The sequence below is a fragment of the Sulfitobacter sp. IGS-18 genome, from assembly GCF_059628195.1.
In genome coordinates, this window is the sequence record NZ_JCAQIH010000003.1 from 349,965 (window position 1) to 365,993 (window position 16,029).

General features: G+C 61.9%; 12 protein-coding genes. 2 read left to right on the forward strand and 10 right to left on the reverse strand.

What is annotated here, in order from left to right:
• Positions 1 to 70 precede the first annotated feature (70 nt).
• The 5 genes from ACWNZ3_RS22280 to ACWNZ3_RS22300 all read right to left on the reverse strand — a co-directional run bounded on the left by ACWNZ3_RS22280 (position 71) and on the right by ACWNZ3_RS22300 (position 6,175).
• A complete protein-coding gene (locus ACWNZ3_RS22280) occupies positions 71 to 1,573 on the reverse strand; it encodes an aldehyde dehydrogenase family protein (protein WP_496902426.1) in 1,503 nt (500 codons plus the stop codon).
• Between the two features lie 27 nt (positions 1,574 to 1,600).
• Positions 1,601 to 3,112: a tripartite tricarboxylate transporter permease gene (locus ACWNZ3_RS22285; protein ID WP_496902427.1), complete on the reverse strand. Its 1,512-nt coding sequence runs from the start codon at positions 3,110 to 3,112 to the stop codon at positions 1,601 to 1,603.
• A 9-nt stretch (positions 3,113 to 3,121) separates the two neighbouring features.
• Positions 3,122 to 3,661: a tripartite tricarboxylate transporter TctB family protein gene (locus ACWNZ3_RS22290; RefSeq protein WP_496902428.1), complete on the reverse strand. Its 540-nt coding sequence runs from the start codon at positions 3,659 to 3,661 to the stop codon at positions 3,122 to 3,124.
• A 54-nt stretch (positions 3,662 to 3,715) separates the two neighbouring features.
• The gene (locus ACWNZ3_RS22295) at positions 3,716 to 4,654 is read right to left on the reverse strand and encodes a tripartite tricarboxylate transporter substrate binding protein (RefSeq protein ID WP_269365312.1); all 939 of its coding nucleotides are present in this window, start codon (positions 4,652 to 4,654) and stop codon (positions 3,716 to 3,718) included.
• A gap of 153 nt (positions 4,655 to 4,807) precedes the next feature.
• The gene (locus ACWNZ3_RS22300; protein ID WP_496902429.1) at positions 4,808 to 6,175 is read right to left on the reverse strand and encodes an aminotransferase class III-fold pyridoxal phosphate-dependent enzyme; all 1,368 of its coding nucleotides are present in this window, start codon (positions 6,173 to 6,175) and stop codon (positions 4,808 to 4,810) included.
• Positions 6,176 to 6,346: 171 nt separating this feature from the next.
• On the opposite strand from ACWNZ3_RS22300, the gene ACWNZ3_RS22305 reads away from it, so the two are divergent.
• Positions 6,347 to 7,381 carry an AraC family transcriptional regulator gene (locus ACWNZ3_RS22305; protein WP_496902430.1) on the forward strand — a complete coding sequence of 345 codons (1,035 nt, stop codon included), beginning with the start codon at positions 6,347 to 6,349 and terminating at the stop codon, positions 7,379 to 7,381.
• A 395-nt stretch (positions 7,382 to 7,776) separates the two neighbouring features.
• On the opposite strand, the gene ACWNZ3_RS22310 is transcribed toward ACWNZ3_RS22305, so the two are convergent.
• From ACWNZ3_RS22310 to ACWNZ3_RS22325, 4 genes are all read right to left on the reverse strand, one after another.
• Entirely contained in the window at positions 7,777 to 9,591 is a 1,815-nt protein-coding gene (locus ACWNZ3_RS22310; RefSeq protein WP_496902431.1) for a dipeptide ABC transporter ATP-binding protein, read from the reverse strand.
• A 3-nt stretch (positions 9,592 to 9,594) separates the two neighbouring features.
• Entirely contained in the window at positions 9,595 to 10,449 is an 855-nt protein-coding gene (locus tag ACWNZ3_RS22315) for an ABC transporter permease (RefSeq protein WP_496902432.1), read from the reverse strand.
• On the reverse strand, positions 10,449 to 11,465 hold the full coding sequence (locus ACWNZ3_RS22320; protein ID WP_496902433.1) for an ABC transporter permease: 1,017 nt from the start codon (positions 11,463 to 11,465) through the stop codon (positions 10,449 to 10,451). Before ACWNZ3_RS22320 ends, ACWNZ3_RS22315 begins: the two co-directional genes overlap by 1 nt.
• A gap of 72 nt (positions 11,466 to 11,537) precedes the next feature.
• Positions 11,538 to 13,064 carry an ABC transporter substrate-binding protein gene (locus tag ACWNZ3_RS22325; RefSeq protein WP_496902434.1) on the reverse strand — a complete coding sequence of 509 codons (1,527 nt, stop codon included), beginning with the start codon at positions 13,062 to 13,064 and terminating at the stop codon, positions 11,538 to 11,540.
• Positions 13,065 to 13,366: 302 nt separating this feature from the next.
• On the opposite strand from ACWNZ3_RS22325, the gene ACWNZ3_RS22330 reads away from it, so the two are divergent.
• Positions 13,367 to 14,503: an AraC family transcriptional regulator gene (locus ACWNZ3_RS22330; protein WP_496902435.1), complete on the forward strand. Its 1,137-nt coding sequence runs from the start codon at positions 13,367 to 13,369 to the stop codon at positions 14,501 to 14,503.
• Here the strand turns inward: ACWNZ3_RS22330 and ACWNZ3_RS22335 are convergent.
• Positions 14,494 to 16,005 carry an aldehyde dehydrogenase family protein gene (locus ACWNZ3_RS22335; RefSeq protein WP_496902436.1) on the reverse strand — a complete coding sequence of 504 codons (1,512 nt, stop codon included), beginning with the start codon at positions 16,003 to 16,005 and terminating at the stop codon, positions 14,494 to 14,496. The two genes, ACWNZ3_RS22330 and ACWNZ3_RS22335, sit on opposite strands and share 10 nt — an antisense overlap.
• Positions 16,006 to 16,029 lie beyond the last annotated feature (24 nt).

Consider the following 16,029-nt stretch of genomic DNA (forward strand, 5'->3'; position numbering starts at 1 on the left):
GGTCAGCATGTTGTCAGATCATGGGTGCCACAGGCCCCGCCCACCCATTGTGAACGGGACCTGAGCCGCCTCAGCTATAGGCAACACAGACCGATTTGGTCTCAAGGTAGTTGTCCAGGGCGCCTGTTCCGTGCTCCCGCCCGATGCCTGATTGCTTGAATCCGCCAAAAGGCATGTTCTGATCGGGGATGTTGTGGCTGTTGACCCAGACCGTCCCGGCCTGCACCTGCGGCACCAGCTTCATCACCCGGTTGATGTCGCGGGTCCAAAGCGACGCGCCAAGCCCGTAGCGGGTGTCATTGGCCATCGCGATGGCCTCTTCTTCGGTCTCGAAGGGGGTAATCGTTGCCACCGGGCCAAAAACCTCGTCCTGCATGATCGCGGTGTCTGAACGCGCATCCGCAAAAAGCTGTGGTGCCACGTAGTACCCCTGCCCCGGTGCGGCGATGTCCAGCAGGGGCGTTGCCCCATCGGCGATACCCCGGGCAATCATCCCCTTCACATGATCAAAATGTTTGGCCGACACCACCGGATTGATCTGGTTGGCAGGGTTCATCCCATCCCCGATTGGCAGCGACGATGTAATCGCCTTGAGCGTCGCCACAGCTTCCTCATAAATGCCCTTCTGCACATAGATGCGCGCCCCGGCACAGCAGGTCTGGCCCGAGTTGAAGAACATGCCGATGCCTGTCGCGGGCCCCAGCAGGTTCAGGTCCATATCGTCAAAGAACACCATCGGGGCCTTGCCGCCCAGTTCCAGCGTCACCGGCTTGACGGTCTCCATCGCCTTGGTGCCGATCTTCTTGCCGACCTCGGTCGACCCGGTAAAGGTGATCTTGTCCACACCGGGATGCTGCACCAGCGCGGCGCCCGTGGCCCCGTCCCCGGTGATGACGTTGACCACCCCATCGGGAAAGCCCGCCTCCCGCGCCAGTTCCGCAAAACGCAGCGAGGTCAGCGGCGTTTCCTCCGCCGGTTTCAGCACCACGGTACAGCCCGCCGCCAGCGCCGGGGCCACTTTCCACACACACATGTTCAGCGGGAAGTTCCACGGCGTGATCGCCGCGACAACGCCAACCGGCTCCTTGCGGGTATAGGCGGTGTAACGCGTCCCCGGCGGCACGGCGATCGACACGTCAAAGGTCTCGCCCCGGATCTTGGTGGCCCAACCGGCCATGTACCGCAGATATTCAGCCGAGGACGCCACTTCGACCAGACGCGACAGCATGATCGACTTGCCGTTTTCCAGCGTTTCAAGCTGTGCCAGTTCCTCGCCGTTCTCCTCGATCAGATCGGCAAGCCTCAGCATCAGCCTTGTCCGCTCCGCGCCCGGCATCCCGCCCCAGGCGCCTGCCATCGCCGCCCTGGCGGCCAGCACGGCGCGGTCCACATCGGCTTCCGATGCCGTCGGAACCTGTGCCAGAACCGATCCGTCCGCCGGGTTGAAGACGTCAAAGCCGGGCGCCTCACCGCCAACGCTTTGCCCGTTGATCAGCATCTTCGGGGCCTTGAGAAAGGCTGTCACATCTGGACTGATGCCACTGGGGGCCTGATCCGGAATTCCGATACGCATGAAATATCTCCTCGTGATGGGCCTGTTTCAGGCCTTGTTCTGGTGGGGTTTGTTGGATTCTTCGTGCCGCGGGCGCAGATCACGGATCGAGGTCCGGATGCTTTGGCCAACGATGACAATGATGGCGAGCACCAGCAGGGCCGCGATAGGGCGGTTGACGAAATCAAGCAGAGAGTCGATCCGACCCATCGAGGCGCGCAGTTTGACCTCCATGATCCCGCCCAGAACCATGCCGAGGATGATCGGCACCGTGGGCAGGTTCAGGCGTTTCAGGATCAGGCCGAACACCCCGAACCCCGCCGCAATCATGCAGTCCATCGCGGAGTTGCGCAGCGAATAGACGCCGACAAAGCTGAGCACCAGGATCGCCATCCCCAGAAAGCGCGTGGGGATGCGGATGATCCGGATCAGCAGATTGGACGACACCACCATCCAGAGGATCACGATCACATTGAGCAGGAGCAGCGACAGATAGAGGGCGTAGACAAAATCGAGCTGGTTCTGGAACAGCCCCGGCCCCGGCACGACATTGTGCACATAGAAGACCGACAGCATCATCGCCGTCAGCGCCTCGCCCGGAATGCCGAGGGCCAGCAGCGGGATCATCGCGGCAGCAGGCACCGCGTTGTTCGCGGATTCAGAGGCAACCAGCCCCTCCGGGCTGCCGCGCCCGAACATTTCCGGCGTCTTGGACCGTTTGCGCGCGGCGGTGTAGCTGAGGAATTGCGCGGTAAATTCGCCCACCCCCGGAATGATCCCCATCAGAACGCCAAACCCGCCACCCGTCGCCGCCGTGCGCCGGTATTTCCAGATCTCGCACATGGCCCTGAACATGGACCCAGACACAGGCTGCGCATCCGGCGCGCTGTCAGGTTCGACAATCAGTTGAAAGGCCTGGCTGAGGGCAAAGAGCCCAAGCACGACAACAATCAGATCCAGCCCCGATGTCAGCCAGTCCAGGCCGAAGGTATAGCGCATGGTATAATTGACCGGCTCCATCCCGACCGATTGCAACAGGATGCCAAGACCCGCCAGCATCCCGGCCGCCGCCATCTGCCCCTTGTGCGCGATGATCACCAGAATGATGCCCAGGAGCGCCGCCAGGAAAATCTCGCGCGAGCCGAACATCGGCGCGACCTTGGCCAGCACCGGCGACAGCAGGATCAGAATGAGGATCGACAGGACCGCCCCGAAAAAGGACGCGCCATATGCCAGCCCAAGCGCGCGCAGCGCCTCGCCCCGCTTGGTCATCGGGTAGCCGTCATAGGTGGTCAGCGCATTCACCGCCGTGCCCGGCGTGTTGATCAGGATCGCGGGCAGCGAACCGCCATACATGGACGAGCCATAGATCCCCAGCAGCAACGTCAGGCCGACAAGCGGTTCCATCGAGAATGTCGCGGGCAAGAGGATGGCAATCGCCACCGCCGGCCCGACACCGGGGATGGCACCGATCACAACGCCGCCGATCGACCCGATCAGAAGCGCCACAAGGACCGGCCAGCTGAACATCAGCTCAACGGCCTGAATAATCGTCTCCATGACGCGCTCCTAGAAGTTGACCATGACGAAAGACCGGATGCCGTCCGGCAGATACTGATAGACCGCACCGGCAGGCAGCTTCACGCCCAGCCCGGTCTTGAAGACAAGCACCGTCACCAGCGCCAGCCCCGCCGCCGCTCCCAGCATCTGCAGGGACCGGTATCCGGCCCGAAGCGTCAAAAGCAGCGCGAACAGCAGCGTCGCAGGCAGGTAGCCGATCACCGGCACGGCGGTGACATAGACAATGAACCAGACCACGAATTCGAGGGACCGCGCCCAGACGATGACCTCTTTCAACCGCCCCGGCAGCCGGGGCGCGTTCCAGGTGCAGACAAAGTGGATGGCACCGAAAACCACCATCATGACAACACCAACCGTCGGCCAGAACCCCGGTTCCTCCACCAGAGATTTCTTGCCCAGAAACTGCGCCTGCCAGGGCACCGCCACAAGACAGGCCAGAGCAAGAACAAGAAAGCCCGCCGCAAAGATCAGATCACCCGGCTTGCGCTCGCGACGAAACAGGGCGAGGAAATTCAGAACCCGCTGCATTGCATGTCTCCGCAATATGATCGGGCCGACACCTCAGTGCCGGCCCCGCTTGCCTTACTCTCCGAGGAAGTCCGCGATCCGCTGCATCGTGGCCGCGTCTTTTTCCATCTGCTCATTGGAAGCATCGAAGCCAAGCCAATAGATTTCGGCCCCGGTGTCTTCCGCCACCTTCTTGGCAGCATCTGACGCCAGCACTTCCTGCGCCACCCCGGCGATGACATCACGCACCTCCTGCGGGGTATCCTCGTGCACGAACAGGCCGTTCCAGGTCGAGAACCCCAGTTCGGGATAGATTTCGGCAGCGGTCGGCACCTCGGGCAACAGCGGGATGCGCGCATTCGTGACGCTCATCAGGATCTTCAGCTCATCCAGGCAGGGCCGGATCAGCTGCAGCGTGGTGTTGATCACATCCACATCGCCGGAGGCCAGCGTGTTGCAATCCAGCGCATCGAAAGCAGTGTCCGCCGAATAGGAAAAATCCAGCGCCTTGGCCATTGCCAGAGTATGCCGTGCCGGGCTGGTGACATCGCCGAAATGTCCCAGCGTCACATCGTTTTCACGGGCGTAGGCGGCCAGTTCTTCCATCGTGGAATAGGGCGCATCACCAGATGCCGCCAGGACAAAGGGATAGCTGAGGAAAATGCCCACCGGCTCAAACGGGTTGCCCTCCAGCGGCGGGATGCCGATGTAGGGCCCCACCATCGGAACGTCGATCACGAAAGACCCGATGGTGTAACCATCCGCCGGGGCCAGCGCCACTTCGACCGCGCCGGGAAACGGGCCACCGCCACCACCGGGCTTGTTCACCACGGCCGCAGGCACATCGTATTTCTTCTGCAACCCATCCGCGATCATCCGGGTCAGGATGTCTTCAAGATCACCGGGCGGCCAGGGCACGATGAATTCCACCGGCTTTTCGGGGTATTCTGCCGCAGCGGCAAAGGGCAGCGCCGATACAAGAGCGGCCAGGCTGATTTGTACAAATTTGTTCATGTTCTGGTTTCCCTGTTGTTTGTTTCTCCCGATCCTGGGAGTTTTTCTTCTGGTCTTCGACTTCGGTTTCTTGCCTCACCCCCGTTCCCGACCCGATAGGAACACGGGCCGGGATCGGGGAGAAGGATCGTCAGGATGGCCGGGCCATCGCAGTCATTTCTCTGCCTCAAAGCGGGCGCAGGCCTTGGTCAGCGCCTCTGTGATGATGTCGATCTCCGCCTCTTCGATGACCAGCGGCGGCGACAGGATGATGACATTGCCCGCAGGGCGGACCATCGCGCCCTCTTCGCGCGCGAATGTCGCGATGCGTTCGACCACCCCGGTGCCGGGGTCCATCGGCGTGCGCGCCTCCTTGTCGGATACGAAATCAAGCCCCACCATCAGGCCCTTGCCGCGCACTTCACCAACGATTGAAGATGTCTCTGCCAGCGGCCGCAAACCCTCGATCAGCCGCTTGCCCATGCGGGCCGCATTGCCCGGCAGATCCTCTTTCTCGACAATGTCCAGACAGGCCAGCGCGGCGGCACAGGCAACCGGATGACCGGAAGAGGTGAACCCGTGCATGATCATGCCTTCCGGGCTGAATTCCTTGTACCAGGCATCCGCCACCCGCTTGTTGAGGGTCGTCGCACCCAAAGGCACGTAGCCCGATGAGATCCCCTTGGCCAGACACATGATATCGGGCTTCACGCCCCAGCCCCGCGCCCCGAACATCGAACCGGAACGGCCAAAGCCGGTGACCACCTCGTCGGAAATCAGCAGGATTTCGTATTTGTCGCAAAGCGCACGCAGCGCCGGCCAGAACGACGCGGGCGGTACGATGACGCCCCCTGCCCCCTGCACCGGTTCCGCGATAAAGGCGGCAATGGTATGCGCGCCCTGGAACATGATCGTGCGCTCAATCTGCGTGATGATTGCCGCGCACAGCGTTTCGGGATCTTCGGAATAGGGATTGCGATAGGTCCAGGGGCTGTCGATGTGAAAGCAGCCCGCCAGCAGCGGCTCATAGGCACTGCGGTAATAGGAATTGCCGTTCACCGACATCCCGCCGAAATGCACACCGTGATACCCCTGTTTCAGGGACAAGAACTTGGTCCGCTGAGGTTGCGCCTCAAGCTGCCAGTACTGGCGGGCCAGTTTCAGCGCGGTCTCCACCGCATCCGACCCGTTGGCGGAAAACATCACCTTGGAGACATCTTCCGCCGCCGCCATCTCGCAGACCTTGGCCGACAGCTCGATCGAGGGCGGCGTGGCGGTGCCTGCAAAGGAAGAATAATAGCTGATCCTGTCCATCTGTTCAGTGATGGCGGCTTTCACCTCCGCCCGGTTATGGCCGACATTCACGTTCCACAACCCGCCCAGACCATCGACCAGACGTGTGCCGTCGATATCCGTGACATAGCAGCCATCGCCATGGGTGATGATCTGCGGCGGATGCTCTGCGCTCATGATCGGATGGGTCATCGGATGAAACTGATGCCGTGTGTTCTGCTCGCGCAGGAAGTTCTCATTGTCGCGCATCGCGCCTTCTCCCAGTCTGTGCACCGCGGCGCCGCACCTGTGTGGCCGCTTCGGTCTATTGGCTCCCGCTCTTCGGGGTCGAGAAACAGACTGGCGGCATGGGATGCGACGATCCATTGCGTTAAACGCCAGAAATCTGATAATATGCGCCAAACCTGAAAGACTGGCCCGATGAAACGTGAAACCCTTCCGCCGACTGCGCGGTTCTCCTCGGTCCGCGCCTCTTTCCTGACGGCGCTGGTCTCCCGGTTCGAGGCCACGGGCACCAAGGCCCAGCCCCTGTTGAACCGGACCGGCATCACCTTTGCGCAGCTGAACGACCCTTACGGCGCTATTCCCCTGCCGCAATTCGTCGAATTTCTGGAAGCTGCCGCACTTGAGACAAGGAACGACAATATCGGCGCGCGCATCGGCGCGCAGCTGACGGCCAGCGACATGGGGCCCGTCGGCATCGTCCTGTCCCTGTCTGAAAACATCGAAACCGGAATCACCCGCTTTGCAAGTTACGCCAATGCCCTGCAGGACGGCGCTGTGACCCAATGGATTCAGCAGGGCGACTCCTGGGTCTTTACCTACCGCCTGAAGGATCCGAACATCTGGCCCCGGCGCCAGGATGCGGAATGTTCGCTGGTGTCGCTGGTGCAGGTCGTGCGCGACAACTTCAAATCCAGATGGGCACCGCAGGAGGTTCATTTCGAACACGGCAGCCCCGCTGATCCGCGCCCGCTGGAACGGTTCTTTCGCTGCCCGGTCCGGTTTTCCCAACCCTTCAACCGTTTCATCGTCGACAGGGGCGCATGCCTGACCAACGTGCGCACCGAAGACCAGGCCCTGCTGGCCGCGCTGGAACGCCATGTGGAAGAGATCATCGGCGCGGTCGCACCGGTGCAGAACATCAGTGAATCCGTCACCGCCGTGATCCACGCAAGCCTTGGCATTTCCCCCGTCACGGTGGATCACGCTGCCCGCGCATTGTCGACCACGCCCCGCAGTTTGCAACGGCACCTGAAAGAAGCAGGCACAAGTTTCCGCACCCTGCTGGAAACCACGCGCCGCGAACGGGCGCAGATGCTGCTGTCACAACCGCAGGCAAAGGTCGCGCAGGTCGCTGACGCCCTGGGCTACGCCGATGCAACCGCCTTCTGGCGCGCCTGGCACAAATGGACCGGAACCGCACCTTCTGCGCACAGACACCCGCGCCGATAGGCAGGCATCTGGTCTGCCCGGCAATGCTAGGTCGTGTTGACATTCATTGTCGCCCACCCGCGCGAGACGGATTTTGCCGCTGGCGCCCTGATGTGAGCGCAGCAATGTGATCATTGGAAGCGAACATCCGGGAGGGCAGAGGCAAAATCCGCCGCGCCCCGCAGGGGTTTCGCCAAAATTGCCCATTTCTGCGTTACAGCGTCCCGCCTTTACTTTAAGGTAAATCACTTCGCCAATGTCCCGAGAGCGCGTAGCGCGGCAGGGTATTGGCGCTTCAATTTCAAGGCGGGGCGCGCAAAGAGAGCTTGAAATAGCTGGCTATTCCTGCGCTCTCTTGCCTGGAACTGAGCAATTTTGGACTGAAACGGGTGGGCGACAATGAATGTCAACACGACCTAGGGGCCGCCATCAATCCCCGCCCCCTGCGCCGCCGCAACCAGTTCGCGGGTGTAGGGGTGCAGCGGGTTTGAAAAGACCTCCTCGACCGGCCCCTGCTCCACGATCTCGCCCTTGCACATCACCAATGTCCGGTCACAGACATGCCGGACAACGGCCAGGTCATGCGAGACCAGAAGCAGCGAAAACCCTGCCTCCCGGCGCAGCGCCCGCAACAGCTCCAGGATCTGCGCCTGTACCGATACATCCAGCCCCGAAACGATCTCATCCGCGATCAGCAGACGCGGGTTGGAACACAGCGCCCGCGCGATGTTCACCCGCTGCTTCTGCCCGCCTGACAATTGATCCGGAAACCGCCCGGCCACGTCGGGCGGCAGCATCACCTTGCCCAGCAGCTCCGTCACCAGCGCCTTTTGATCCGCTTTCGACAAGGCATGCGCCCGCCCCTCCAGCGCCTGGGTGACAAGGCTTGCAATCCTGCGGCGCGGGTTGAGCGCCGATTGCGGGTCCTGAAAGACCAGTTGAACCTTGTCAAAGAACGCCGCGCGCGGCGCGGTGGCCCGGTCCAGACCCGCCACTTCCAGCACACCGCTGGTCACGTCTTCCAGCCCCACGATCATCTTGGTCAGGCTGCTTTTCCCCGACCCGCTCTCGCCCACGATCCCGACAAACTCGCCTTCCCGAATCTCGAAATCCAGGTTCCGCAGCGCCTGCACTTCGCGCACCCGGCCAAGCCAGTCGTGCTGGCGATAGGCCTTGCCAAGCCCCTTTGCCCGCAGCACCGGGGCACTGCCCAGGGCAAAACCCTCCGCCGCATCCGCTGCCTTCGGCACGGCAACCGTGCCGGTACGTTCCGGCCAGTGACAGGCCGACCAGTCACCGGGCGAAATCTCTGCCAGTGGCGGTCTGGCGGTCCGACAAAGCCCTTCCGCAGTCGGGCAGCGGGTGACAAATTCGCAGCCCTTCATCCCGGTCCGCTCCACCGGCCCCGGCATCGTCCCGGGCAGGATCATCAGCCGCGCCATGCGCCCCTTCAGGTTTGGCGTCGCCAGGTTGAGACAACGGGAATAGGGATGCCGCGGCGCGTTGATGATGCGACGCGCGGCACCCGTCTCGACTATCCGCCCGGCATAGAGCACCGAAACATCGTCACAGATCTCAGCCGCAAGTTGCAGATCATGGGTGATGAACAGCACCGAAGTATCATGCGCCTCCCGCGTGCGGGCAATCAGCTCGACCACCTTTTTCTGGATCGTCACATCCAGTGCCGTCGTCGGCTCATCCGCAATCACCAGACGCGGGTTCGACGCAAAGGCCATCGCGATCAGGACCCGCTGCAGCATCCCCCCCGACAGCTGATGCGGATAATTGTCCAGCAGCGCCTGCGGCCGGTCCAGCCCGACTTCGGCAAACAGCTCAACCGCCCGATCCCTGCGCACCTTGGCGGTTCGCAGGCCGATCCTGGCAAGGTGGTGACAGATCTGATGGCCGATGGTCAGGCTGGGGTTCAGCGCGCTCATCGGCTCCTGCGGGATAAACCCGATGTCGCGGCCCAACAGGCTGCGACGGGTCCGGGCGGTCATATCCGTCAGGGTCAGCCCGTCAAATTCGATCGACCCCCCGGAAATGCCCAGCCCCCGTGGCAGGGTATCGGCGATGGCACTGCCGATCATCGACTTGCCCGCACCGGATTCCCCGATCACCCCCAGAATCCGCCCCGGCTGAATCCCCAGCTCCACACCGTTCAGGATCCGCTGCCCGGTCCTGAGTGCGATTTCGAGGTGCCGGATACGAAGAACCTGTCGTTCCGTCATCTGTCAGGCCCCCCGCTCGGCGCTCTGGCGCGGATCAAGCCTGCGCCGCAGCCCGTCCCCCAGAAGATTGAAACTCAACGCCGTGAGAAAGATGGCAAAGATCGGCACGGCAAGCCCCCAGGGCGCGTAATACATGTCAATCCTCGCATCCGCGATCATCTGCCCCCAGGCCGGCACATCCGATGGCACCCCCATGGCGACAAAGGACAGGATCGCCTCCACCACCACCGAAATGCCCATTTGCAGGCTCAGCAGGGTGATCAGCATCGGCAGGGTCGCCGGAAAGATCTCTTTCATGATGACACGCGGGTGCGACAGGCCGATCAGCCGTGCAAAGGCGACATAATCCTGCCCCCGCACCACCTGAACCTCGCTGCGCAACACGCGGCAGAACCGGGTCCAGTCCACCAGCACGATGGCAAGGATCACCTTGTCGATCCCGATGCCAAGCCCCGTGATCAGCAGCATCGACAGGACAACCGGCGGAAAGGACAGCCAGACCTCGACCGTTCGGCTGATGATCCAGTCGACCCAGCCGCCGAAATACCCCGCCAGATGGGCAAAGAAGGCCCCCAGCAGCATCGCACCAAAGGAGGCGGCAACCGCCACGGTCATCGCGGTGCGCGCACCATAGATCAGCCGCGACAGGGTATCGCGCCCCAGACTGTCGGTGCCAAACAGATGTTCCGCCGTCCCGCCGTCCGCCCAGACCGGGGGCGCAAGGATGTACAGCAGTTCCTGATCGTTCGGATGATAGGGCGCGATCCAGGGCGCAAATATCCCGCAGATCAGCACCAGCGTGGCAAAGCTGCCGCCGATGTATAGGCCCAGATCGGCAAAGCGGTAGTTCCGGCCCATCATCCGTTCCTCAGGCGCGGATTCAGCAGATAGGCCAGGGCATCCGCGACAGAGTTGAAAATCAGCGTGGTGGCGCAATAGATCAGCGCAATGGCCATGATCACCGACAGGTCAGCCAGCTGCATCGCCTTGACCATCAGATTGCCCAGCCCGGGGAAGGAAAAGATCATCTCGACCAGCAGCGTGCCGCCAAACAACCCGCCGAACTGCGTTCCCACCAGAATGACAACCGGCAGAATGGCGTTCTTGAGGGCCTGACCAAACAGGATCTCGCGGTTGTTCAGTCCGCGCAGGCGGGCCTGCAGGATATAGCTTTGCTGATAGGTGTTGATCAGGCTGGCGTGCAGCACCCGCACAATGGTCGGGGAAAATGCCAACCCCAGAGCCATGACCGGCAAGGCGATATGTTCAACGGCACTGATGAATATGCTGAAATCCCCGGTCAGCATCGCATCAATCAGCAGGAATCCGGTATGCGATGGCACCTGCATGCCCGGGTCCAATCGTCCGTTCACCGGAAAGATCGGGATCAGAACGCCAAAAAGCAGGATGAAAAGCAGCGCCAGCAGGAAATCGGGCAGGGCCATGACCGCCGAGGTGACAACCAGCCCGACCGATTCAAAGACCGTCCCGCGCGCGGTGAAAATCAGCAACCCGCCCGCCATGCCCACGCAAACCGCAAAGATCAGCGCGCTGACCACCAGTTCGATGGTCGCGGGCAGACGTTCCAGAACCACATCGACGGTCGACATGCGGTATTGCGAGGATTCGCCCAGATCGCCTGCCACCGCACCTTTGGCCCAGATCGCATATTGCTCCCAGACGGGGCGGTTCAGCCCCATCGCCTCGCGTTTGGCCTCCACCTGTTCGATGGTCGCCGACGGCGGCAAAGACATCTGTGCAGGATCGACCGGCAAGATCCGCAGCGCGCCGAAAATCAACGCCGTCACAACCGCAAAGACCGGCACAATCGCCAAAAGCCTGCGGCCGATGACACGTAGAATAGCCAGGATCAAAACCGCCCCTCCTTACTCATGCAGGCGCGCCATCGCCGGTGCCGGCGATGACGTGCCTGCAATCGGCCCGCATCATGTCGTCGTGATCGCTTCCGGCCGGATCAGACCATTGGCCCAGGGCGTGATCCCGATATCCTTGCGGTATCCGATGGTCTGGATCGCCTGCAAAAGCGGGATCATCGCCCCTTCCTCGATCAGGAACCTGTTGAATGCCTCATAGCCCTTGATGCGCTTGTCATAATCCGGCTCTCTCAGCAGCGGCTTGATCATCGCCGTCACTTCATCGGTGCGGTAGGTGGCAAAGGGCAGGTCCGCGTCAAACATGTTCCCCGCGAAAAGCTCCGGGTCACCGGTGCCGTTCTCCCAGACAAACATCGACGCCGCCGGCAGCTTGCCAGAGGCATTCAGCTCATACCATTGCGACTCGGTGATCACGGTCAGATTGGCCTTGATGCCGACCTTCTCCCACATCGTCACCACCGCGCGGGCAATGTCATAATCGCCGGGAAACTGGCCGTTCGTGGTGGCAAAATCCAGGGTGACAGGATTGTCCGGCCCAAAGCCCGAGGCCGCCAGCAACTCCCGCGCCTTGTCGGGATCATGGTCAAAATGGAAATCGGGCAGGAAGCTTGGCATGCCGGGGATTGTCGGCTGGTCGATGGTCACCGCATCCCCGCCAAAGAACGCCTTGGACAGGAGTGCCTTGTCCACCGCGTGATGCGCGGCCAGTCGGATATTGCGATCCGCAAAGACGCCATCCTCGCGGATGGTGATATAGATGATGCGCGCAATCGGATTGGTGACGGCATTGAAGGCACCGCCCTGCTGCAGACGTTTGACGTCACGGATCGAAAGCTCGGTCGCGATATCAACCGTCCCGGATTCCAATGCGGCCAGCCGTGCCGTGGGATCTGGAATGATCTCGATGGTGATCTGCTTTGCCGAGGGCAATTCCCCCCAGTAATCATCGCGCCGGGTCAGCACGATCCGGCTGTCGCGCCGGTATTCCGTCAGCACATAGGGGCCGGTCCCGACCGGGTTGGTCTTCATCCCCTCGATCCCCACCTTTTCGGCATGGGCCCTGGAGACGATGTAGCTCGCGCTGAAACTCAGCCATTGAGCCACGATCGGGAAGGGTTTGGCGAAATGCATCACCGCTTCGGTGGGCGATAGCACCTCGATGTCCGTCACATTCCCGAACCCCACCGCAAGGTCGATCTCCTGCCCCTGCTGGATGCGTTCAAAGAAGGTATAGCGAAAATCATCAGCGGTCAGTTTCGTCCCGTCCGAAAAGGTCACATCATCGCGCAGCGTGACCTGCATGCTCATCGCATCATCCGCCAGCTTCCAGTCCGTCAACAGGCCCGGTGCCAGCTTCAGATCGCTGGTCATGTCGATGGGCTGGTCAAAGACCATCTTCAGAATGGTCTGCGGATCAGGGGATAGCCGCTGGTTCGGGTCCCAGCTCGCGGTATCCGTTGTCCAGGCAATGGAAAGATTGTCGATCTCCCCCGCAAAGGCAAAATCCGGCTTCACCAGCAGCGCACCACCACTGGCCGCTGCAAGCTGCATGAAAAGACGCCTGTCTATTGTTTTCATCTGGTATCCCCTGTTGGTTTGCTGTTGATCCGGCGCTGCCTTTGGCAGTTCGTTTTTGGTTTCTGACCCGCCCGGCCAAGCCAGTCCTTCAACGCGTGAAAGCAGGCCGACATCCCACCCGCGTTTCCCGCGGCTTGAAACAAGATTATGGTGCGCCCCCGCTGCGGTCTATGTCGGCAAAGGCCGTTAATTGTGCAGATCAGGTCATTTCCCACCCGTTTTCGCCCTGGTTCGGTGAAATCGGAAAAATATGCTATAGCATTCTTTCATAGATAAAGTAGAATCGGGAAAGGAGGATTTTCATGCATCCACAGCATGCAGACCGCGATATGGAAAACCCCGGACACCGCAAGGCTTCCGCGCCTCACGATGCCACCCTGCGGCAGTTTTTCCTCGATCAGATCATCAACGAGATGCGCGGCAACAAGCCGCAGAACCGGCGTGCCCTGGCGAAATTCAACCTCAAGGCCGGTAAATCGCAGAACCCCTATTCGACCTATCCGCTCAAGGCCTATGCCGCCTTTTTCGAAGAGGCCGCCAAGGTGCTCGACCGGCCCTTTCTCGGCCTCGAACTGGGCCAGAACTTCCGCCTGTGGGAGATCGGCCCCGTCTACCCGCTTCTGGCCACCGCACCGACCCTGCGCGAGGCGCTGGCGGTTTTCCTGCGGTTCCAGGCCAGTTGGCAAAGCCACACCACCAGCAGCGTCCATCAGGAATTCGGGGAAACCAGATACGGCTATGCCATCAATGACATGGCGATCTGGCCCCGGGTTCAGGACGCCGAGAATTCAACCGCGGGCCTCTGCGCGCTGATCCGGCAATTGTTCTCCGAACGCTGGAGCCCGGTGGAAATCTGCTTTGAACATGACATCACCGGGCGCGAAGAACCGCTGAAGCGCTACTTTCGCTGTCCGGTCCGGGGCAATGCCGCCGCAAACATCATCGTGATCCGTGACGCCGAACTTGACCGCCCCATGCAGGCCTGGGTCAATTCAAACGCCCCGGCCCGCGCCGTGGTCGAAATGCATCTTTTCGATCTGATGCGCCCCCCCGAAGCCGATTTCCGCCCGGTCCCCGAACGCCTGTCGCAACTCGTTGACCAGCGGCTGGGCCGCGAAAGCGTTGATCTGGAAACGCTGGCAGACATCCTCGGGATCGCGCCGCGCACGCTGCGCCGACAGCTCAGCACCTTCGGCACCAACTTCAGCGAGATCCTCAACCGCGAACGCCGCAAAAAGGCGGAGATGTTGCTGAGCACCGGCAGCATCAAGCTGAGCCAGCTTGCGGCACATCTGGGCTACGCCAATCAATCCGCATTCTCCCGCGCCTTCCGGGAATGGACGGGGGAACCCCCCCTTGCCGCCCTGCGCCGCGCCCGCCACGCCATCGGCACCGCCAATGCGCCGCGGGCCGGGGAGAACGAGACGGCTCAGCCGTAAACAGGATCCTGCAGCCGCATGCAGACCGCGCGCGGCTCCGTATAGGCATGGATCACCTCGGTGCCGAACTCCCGGCCAAGCCCCGACAGCTTGGTGCCGCCAAAGGGCATGGCAAGATCGAGCACGTTATGGGTATTGATCCAGACCGTCCCGCAATCCAGTTCTGCTGCCAGCAGATGCGCCTTGTTGATGTCCCGGGTCCAGATGCTGGCCCCCAGACCATAGGCGGTATCATTTGCCAATGCCCTGATCTCCTGCGGGTCCTGCACCGCCATCGCCAGAACCACCGGGCCAAACACCTCTTCCTGCGCGATCCGCATATCGGCGCGGCCGCCGCTCAGCACGGTGGGCTGATAAAAGTATCCGGTGTCGGCTGCCCGCCCGGCACCACAGATCGGCTCGGCCCCCTCCTCGATGCCCTGCGCAACCAGCCCCGACACCCGTTCCAGCTGCCGGGAGGACACCAGCGGCCCCAGTTGAACCGCAGGGTCGAAACCGCTGCCCAGTTTCAGGCCCCGCCCGATCTCGGCCACGCCCTGAATGACCTCATCATAGATCGAGGCATCCACCAGCAACCGCGACCCGGCGGTACAGATCTGCCCGGAATTCGGAAAGATGGCATTGGCCGCGCCCGGGATTGCAAGGTTCAGATCCGCATCGGCAAGCACGATGGTCGGGGATTTCCCGCCAAGCTCCAGCGTCACCCGTTTCATCGTCCGGGCCGAAGACGCCAGGATCTTCTGCCCCGTTGCCGTCGACCCGGTAAAGGCGATCTTGCGCACCAGCGGATGATCGACCAATGCCTGCCCGGCGTCATGACCATAGCCGGTCACGATATTGACCGTGCCTTCCGGGAACCCCGCTTCAAGGATCAGTTCACCCAGCCGCAGCGTCGTGAGCGATGCCTCTTCCGAGGGCTTCAGCACCACGGTGCAGCCAAAGGCAATGGCCGGTGCCATTTTCTGCACCGCCTGCCCCAGCGGGAAGTTCCAGGGCGTGATCCCGCCCACAACACCCACCGGCTTGCGCTCCGTATAGGCGCGGTAAGTGCCGCCGTCGTCCCCAAGGGGCGACAGCTGGATGTATTCGCCCGCCATCTTGGAACTCCAACCGCCGTAATAGCGCAGGGCATCAATGGCGAATTTCAGGTCCACGTTACGCGACACGGCATAGGGTTTGCCATTGTCCAGGGTTTCCAGCCGCGCGAGGTCTTCGGCATCGCGTTCGACCAGCAGCGCCAGCTTTTCAAGCAGCCTGCCCCGGTCCAGGGGCCGCATCTTCTGCCATGCCCGGCTTTCAAAGGCACGATGTGCCGCCTGCACGGCGCGGTCCACATCTGTCACCGATGCCGCCACGACCTCCGCAATCTTTTCTTCGGTTGCCGGATCATGCACGGCAATCACCCGCCCCGCGTCACCCTCGCACCATTCCCCGTTGATCAGCATCCGGGCCGCCGGGATTCGCACAGCCGTGCCACCTGCACGTTCAATCATCGCATTCATTTTCTTCAGCCTCCCGCGTCGGAT

Excerpts from the sequence above, each read along its gene's own strand:
- ACWNZ3_RS22335 (WP_496902436.1), bottom strand. The coding sequence starts at position 16,005 with ATGAATGCGATGATTGAACGTGCAGGTGGCACGGCTGTGCGAATCCCG.
- ACWNZ3_RS22280 (WP_496902426.1), bottom strand. The coding sequence starts at position 1,573 with ATGCGTATCGGAATTCCGGATCAGGCCCCCAGTGGCATCAGTCCAGAT.
- ACWNZ3_RS22325 (WP_496902434.1), bottom strand. The coding sequence starts at position 13,064 with ATGAAAACAATAGACAGGCGTCTTTTCATGCAGCTTGCAGCGGCCAGT.
- ACWNZ3_RS22310 (WP_496902431.1), bottom strand. The coding sequence starts at position 9,591 with ATGACGGAACGACAGGTTCTTCGTATCCGGCACCTCGAAATCGCACTC.
- ACWNZ3_RS22315 (WP_496902432.1), bottom strand. The coding sequence starts at position 10,449 with ATGGGCCGGAACTACCGCTTTGCCGATCTGGGCCTATACATCGGCGGC.
- ACWNZ3_RS22290 (WP_496902428.1), bottom strand. The coding sequence starts at position 3,661 with ATGCAGCGGGTTCTGAATTTCCTCGCCCTGTTTCGTCGCGAGCGCAAG.
- ACWNZ3_RS22305 (WP_496902430.1), top strand. The coding sequence starts at position 6,347 with ATGAAACGTGAAACCCTTCCGCCGACTGCGCGGTTCTCCTCGGTCCGC.
- ACWNZ3_RS22285 (WP_496902427.1), bottom strand. The coding sequence starts at position 3,112 with ATGGAGACGATTATTCAGGCCGTTGAGCTGATGTTCAGCTGGCCGGTC.
- ACWNZ3_RS22295 (WP_269365312.1), bottom strand. The coding sequence starts at position 4,654 with ATGAACAAATTTGTACAAATCAGCCTGGCCGCTCTTGTATCGGCGCTG.
- ACWNZ3_RS22330 (WP_496902435.1), top strand. The coding sequence starts at position 13,367 with ATGCATCCACAGCATGCAGACCGCGATATGGAAAACCCCGGACACCGC.
- ACWNZ3_RS22300 (WP_496902429.1), bottom strand. The coding sequence starts at position 6,175 with ATGCGCGACAATGAGAACTTCCTGCGCGAGCAGAACACACGGCATCAG.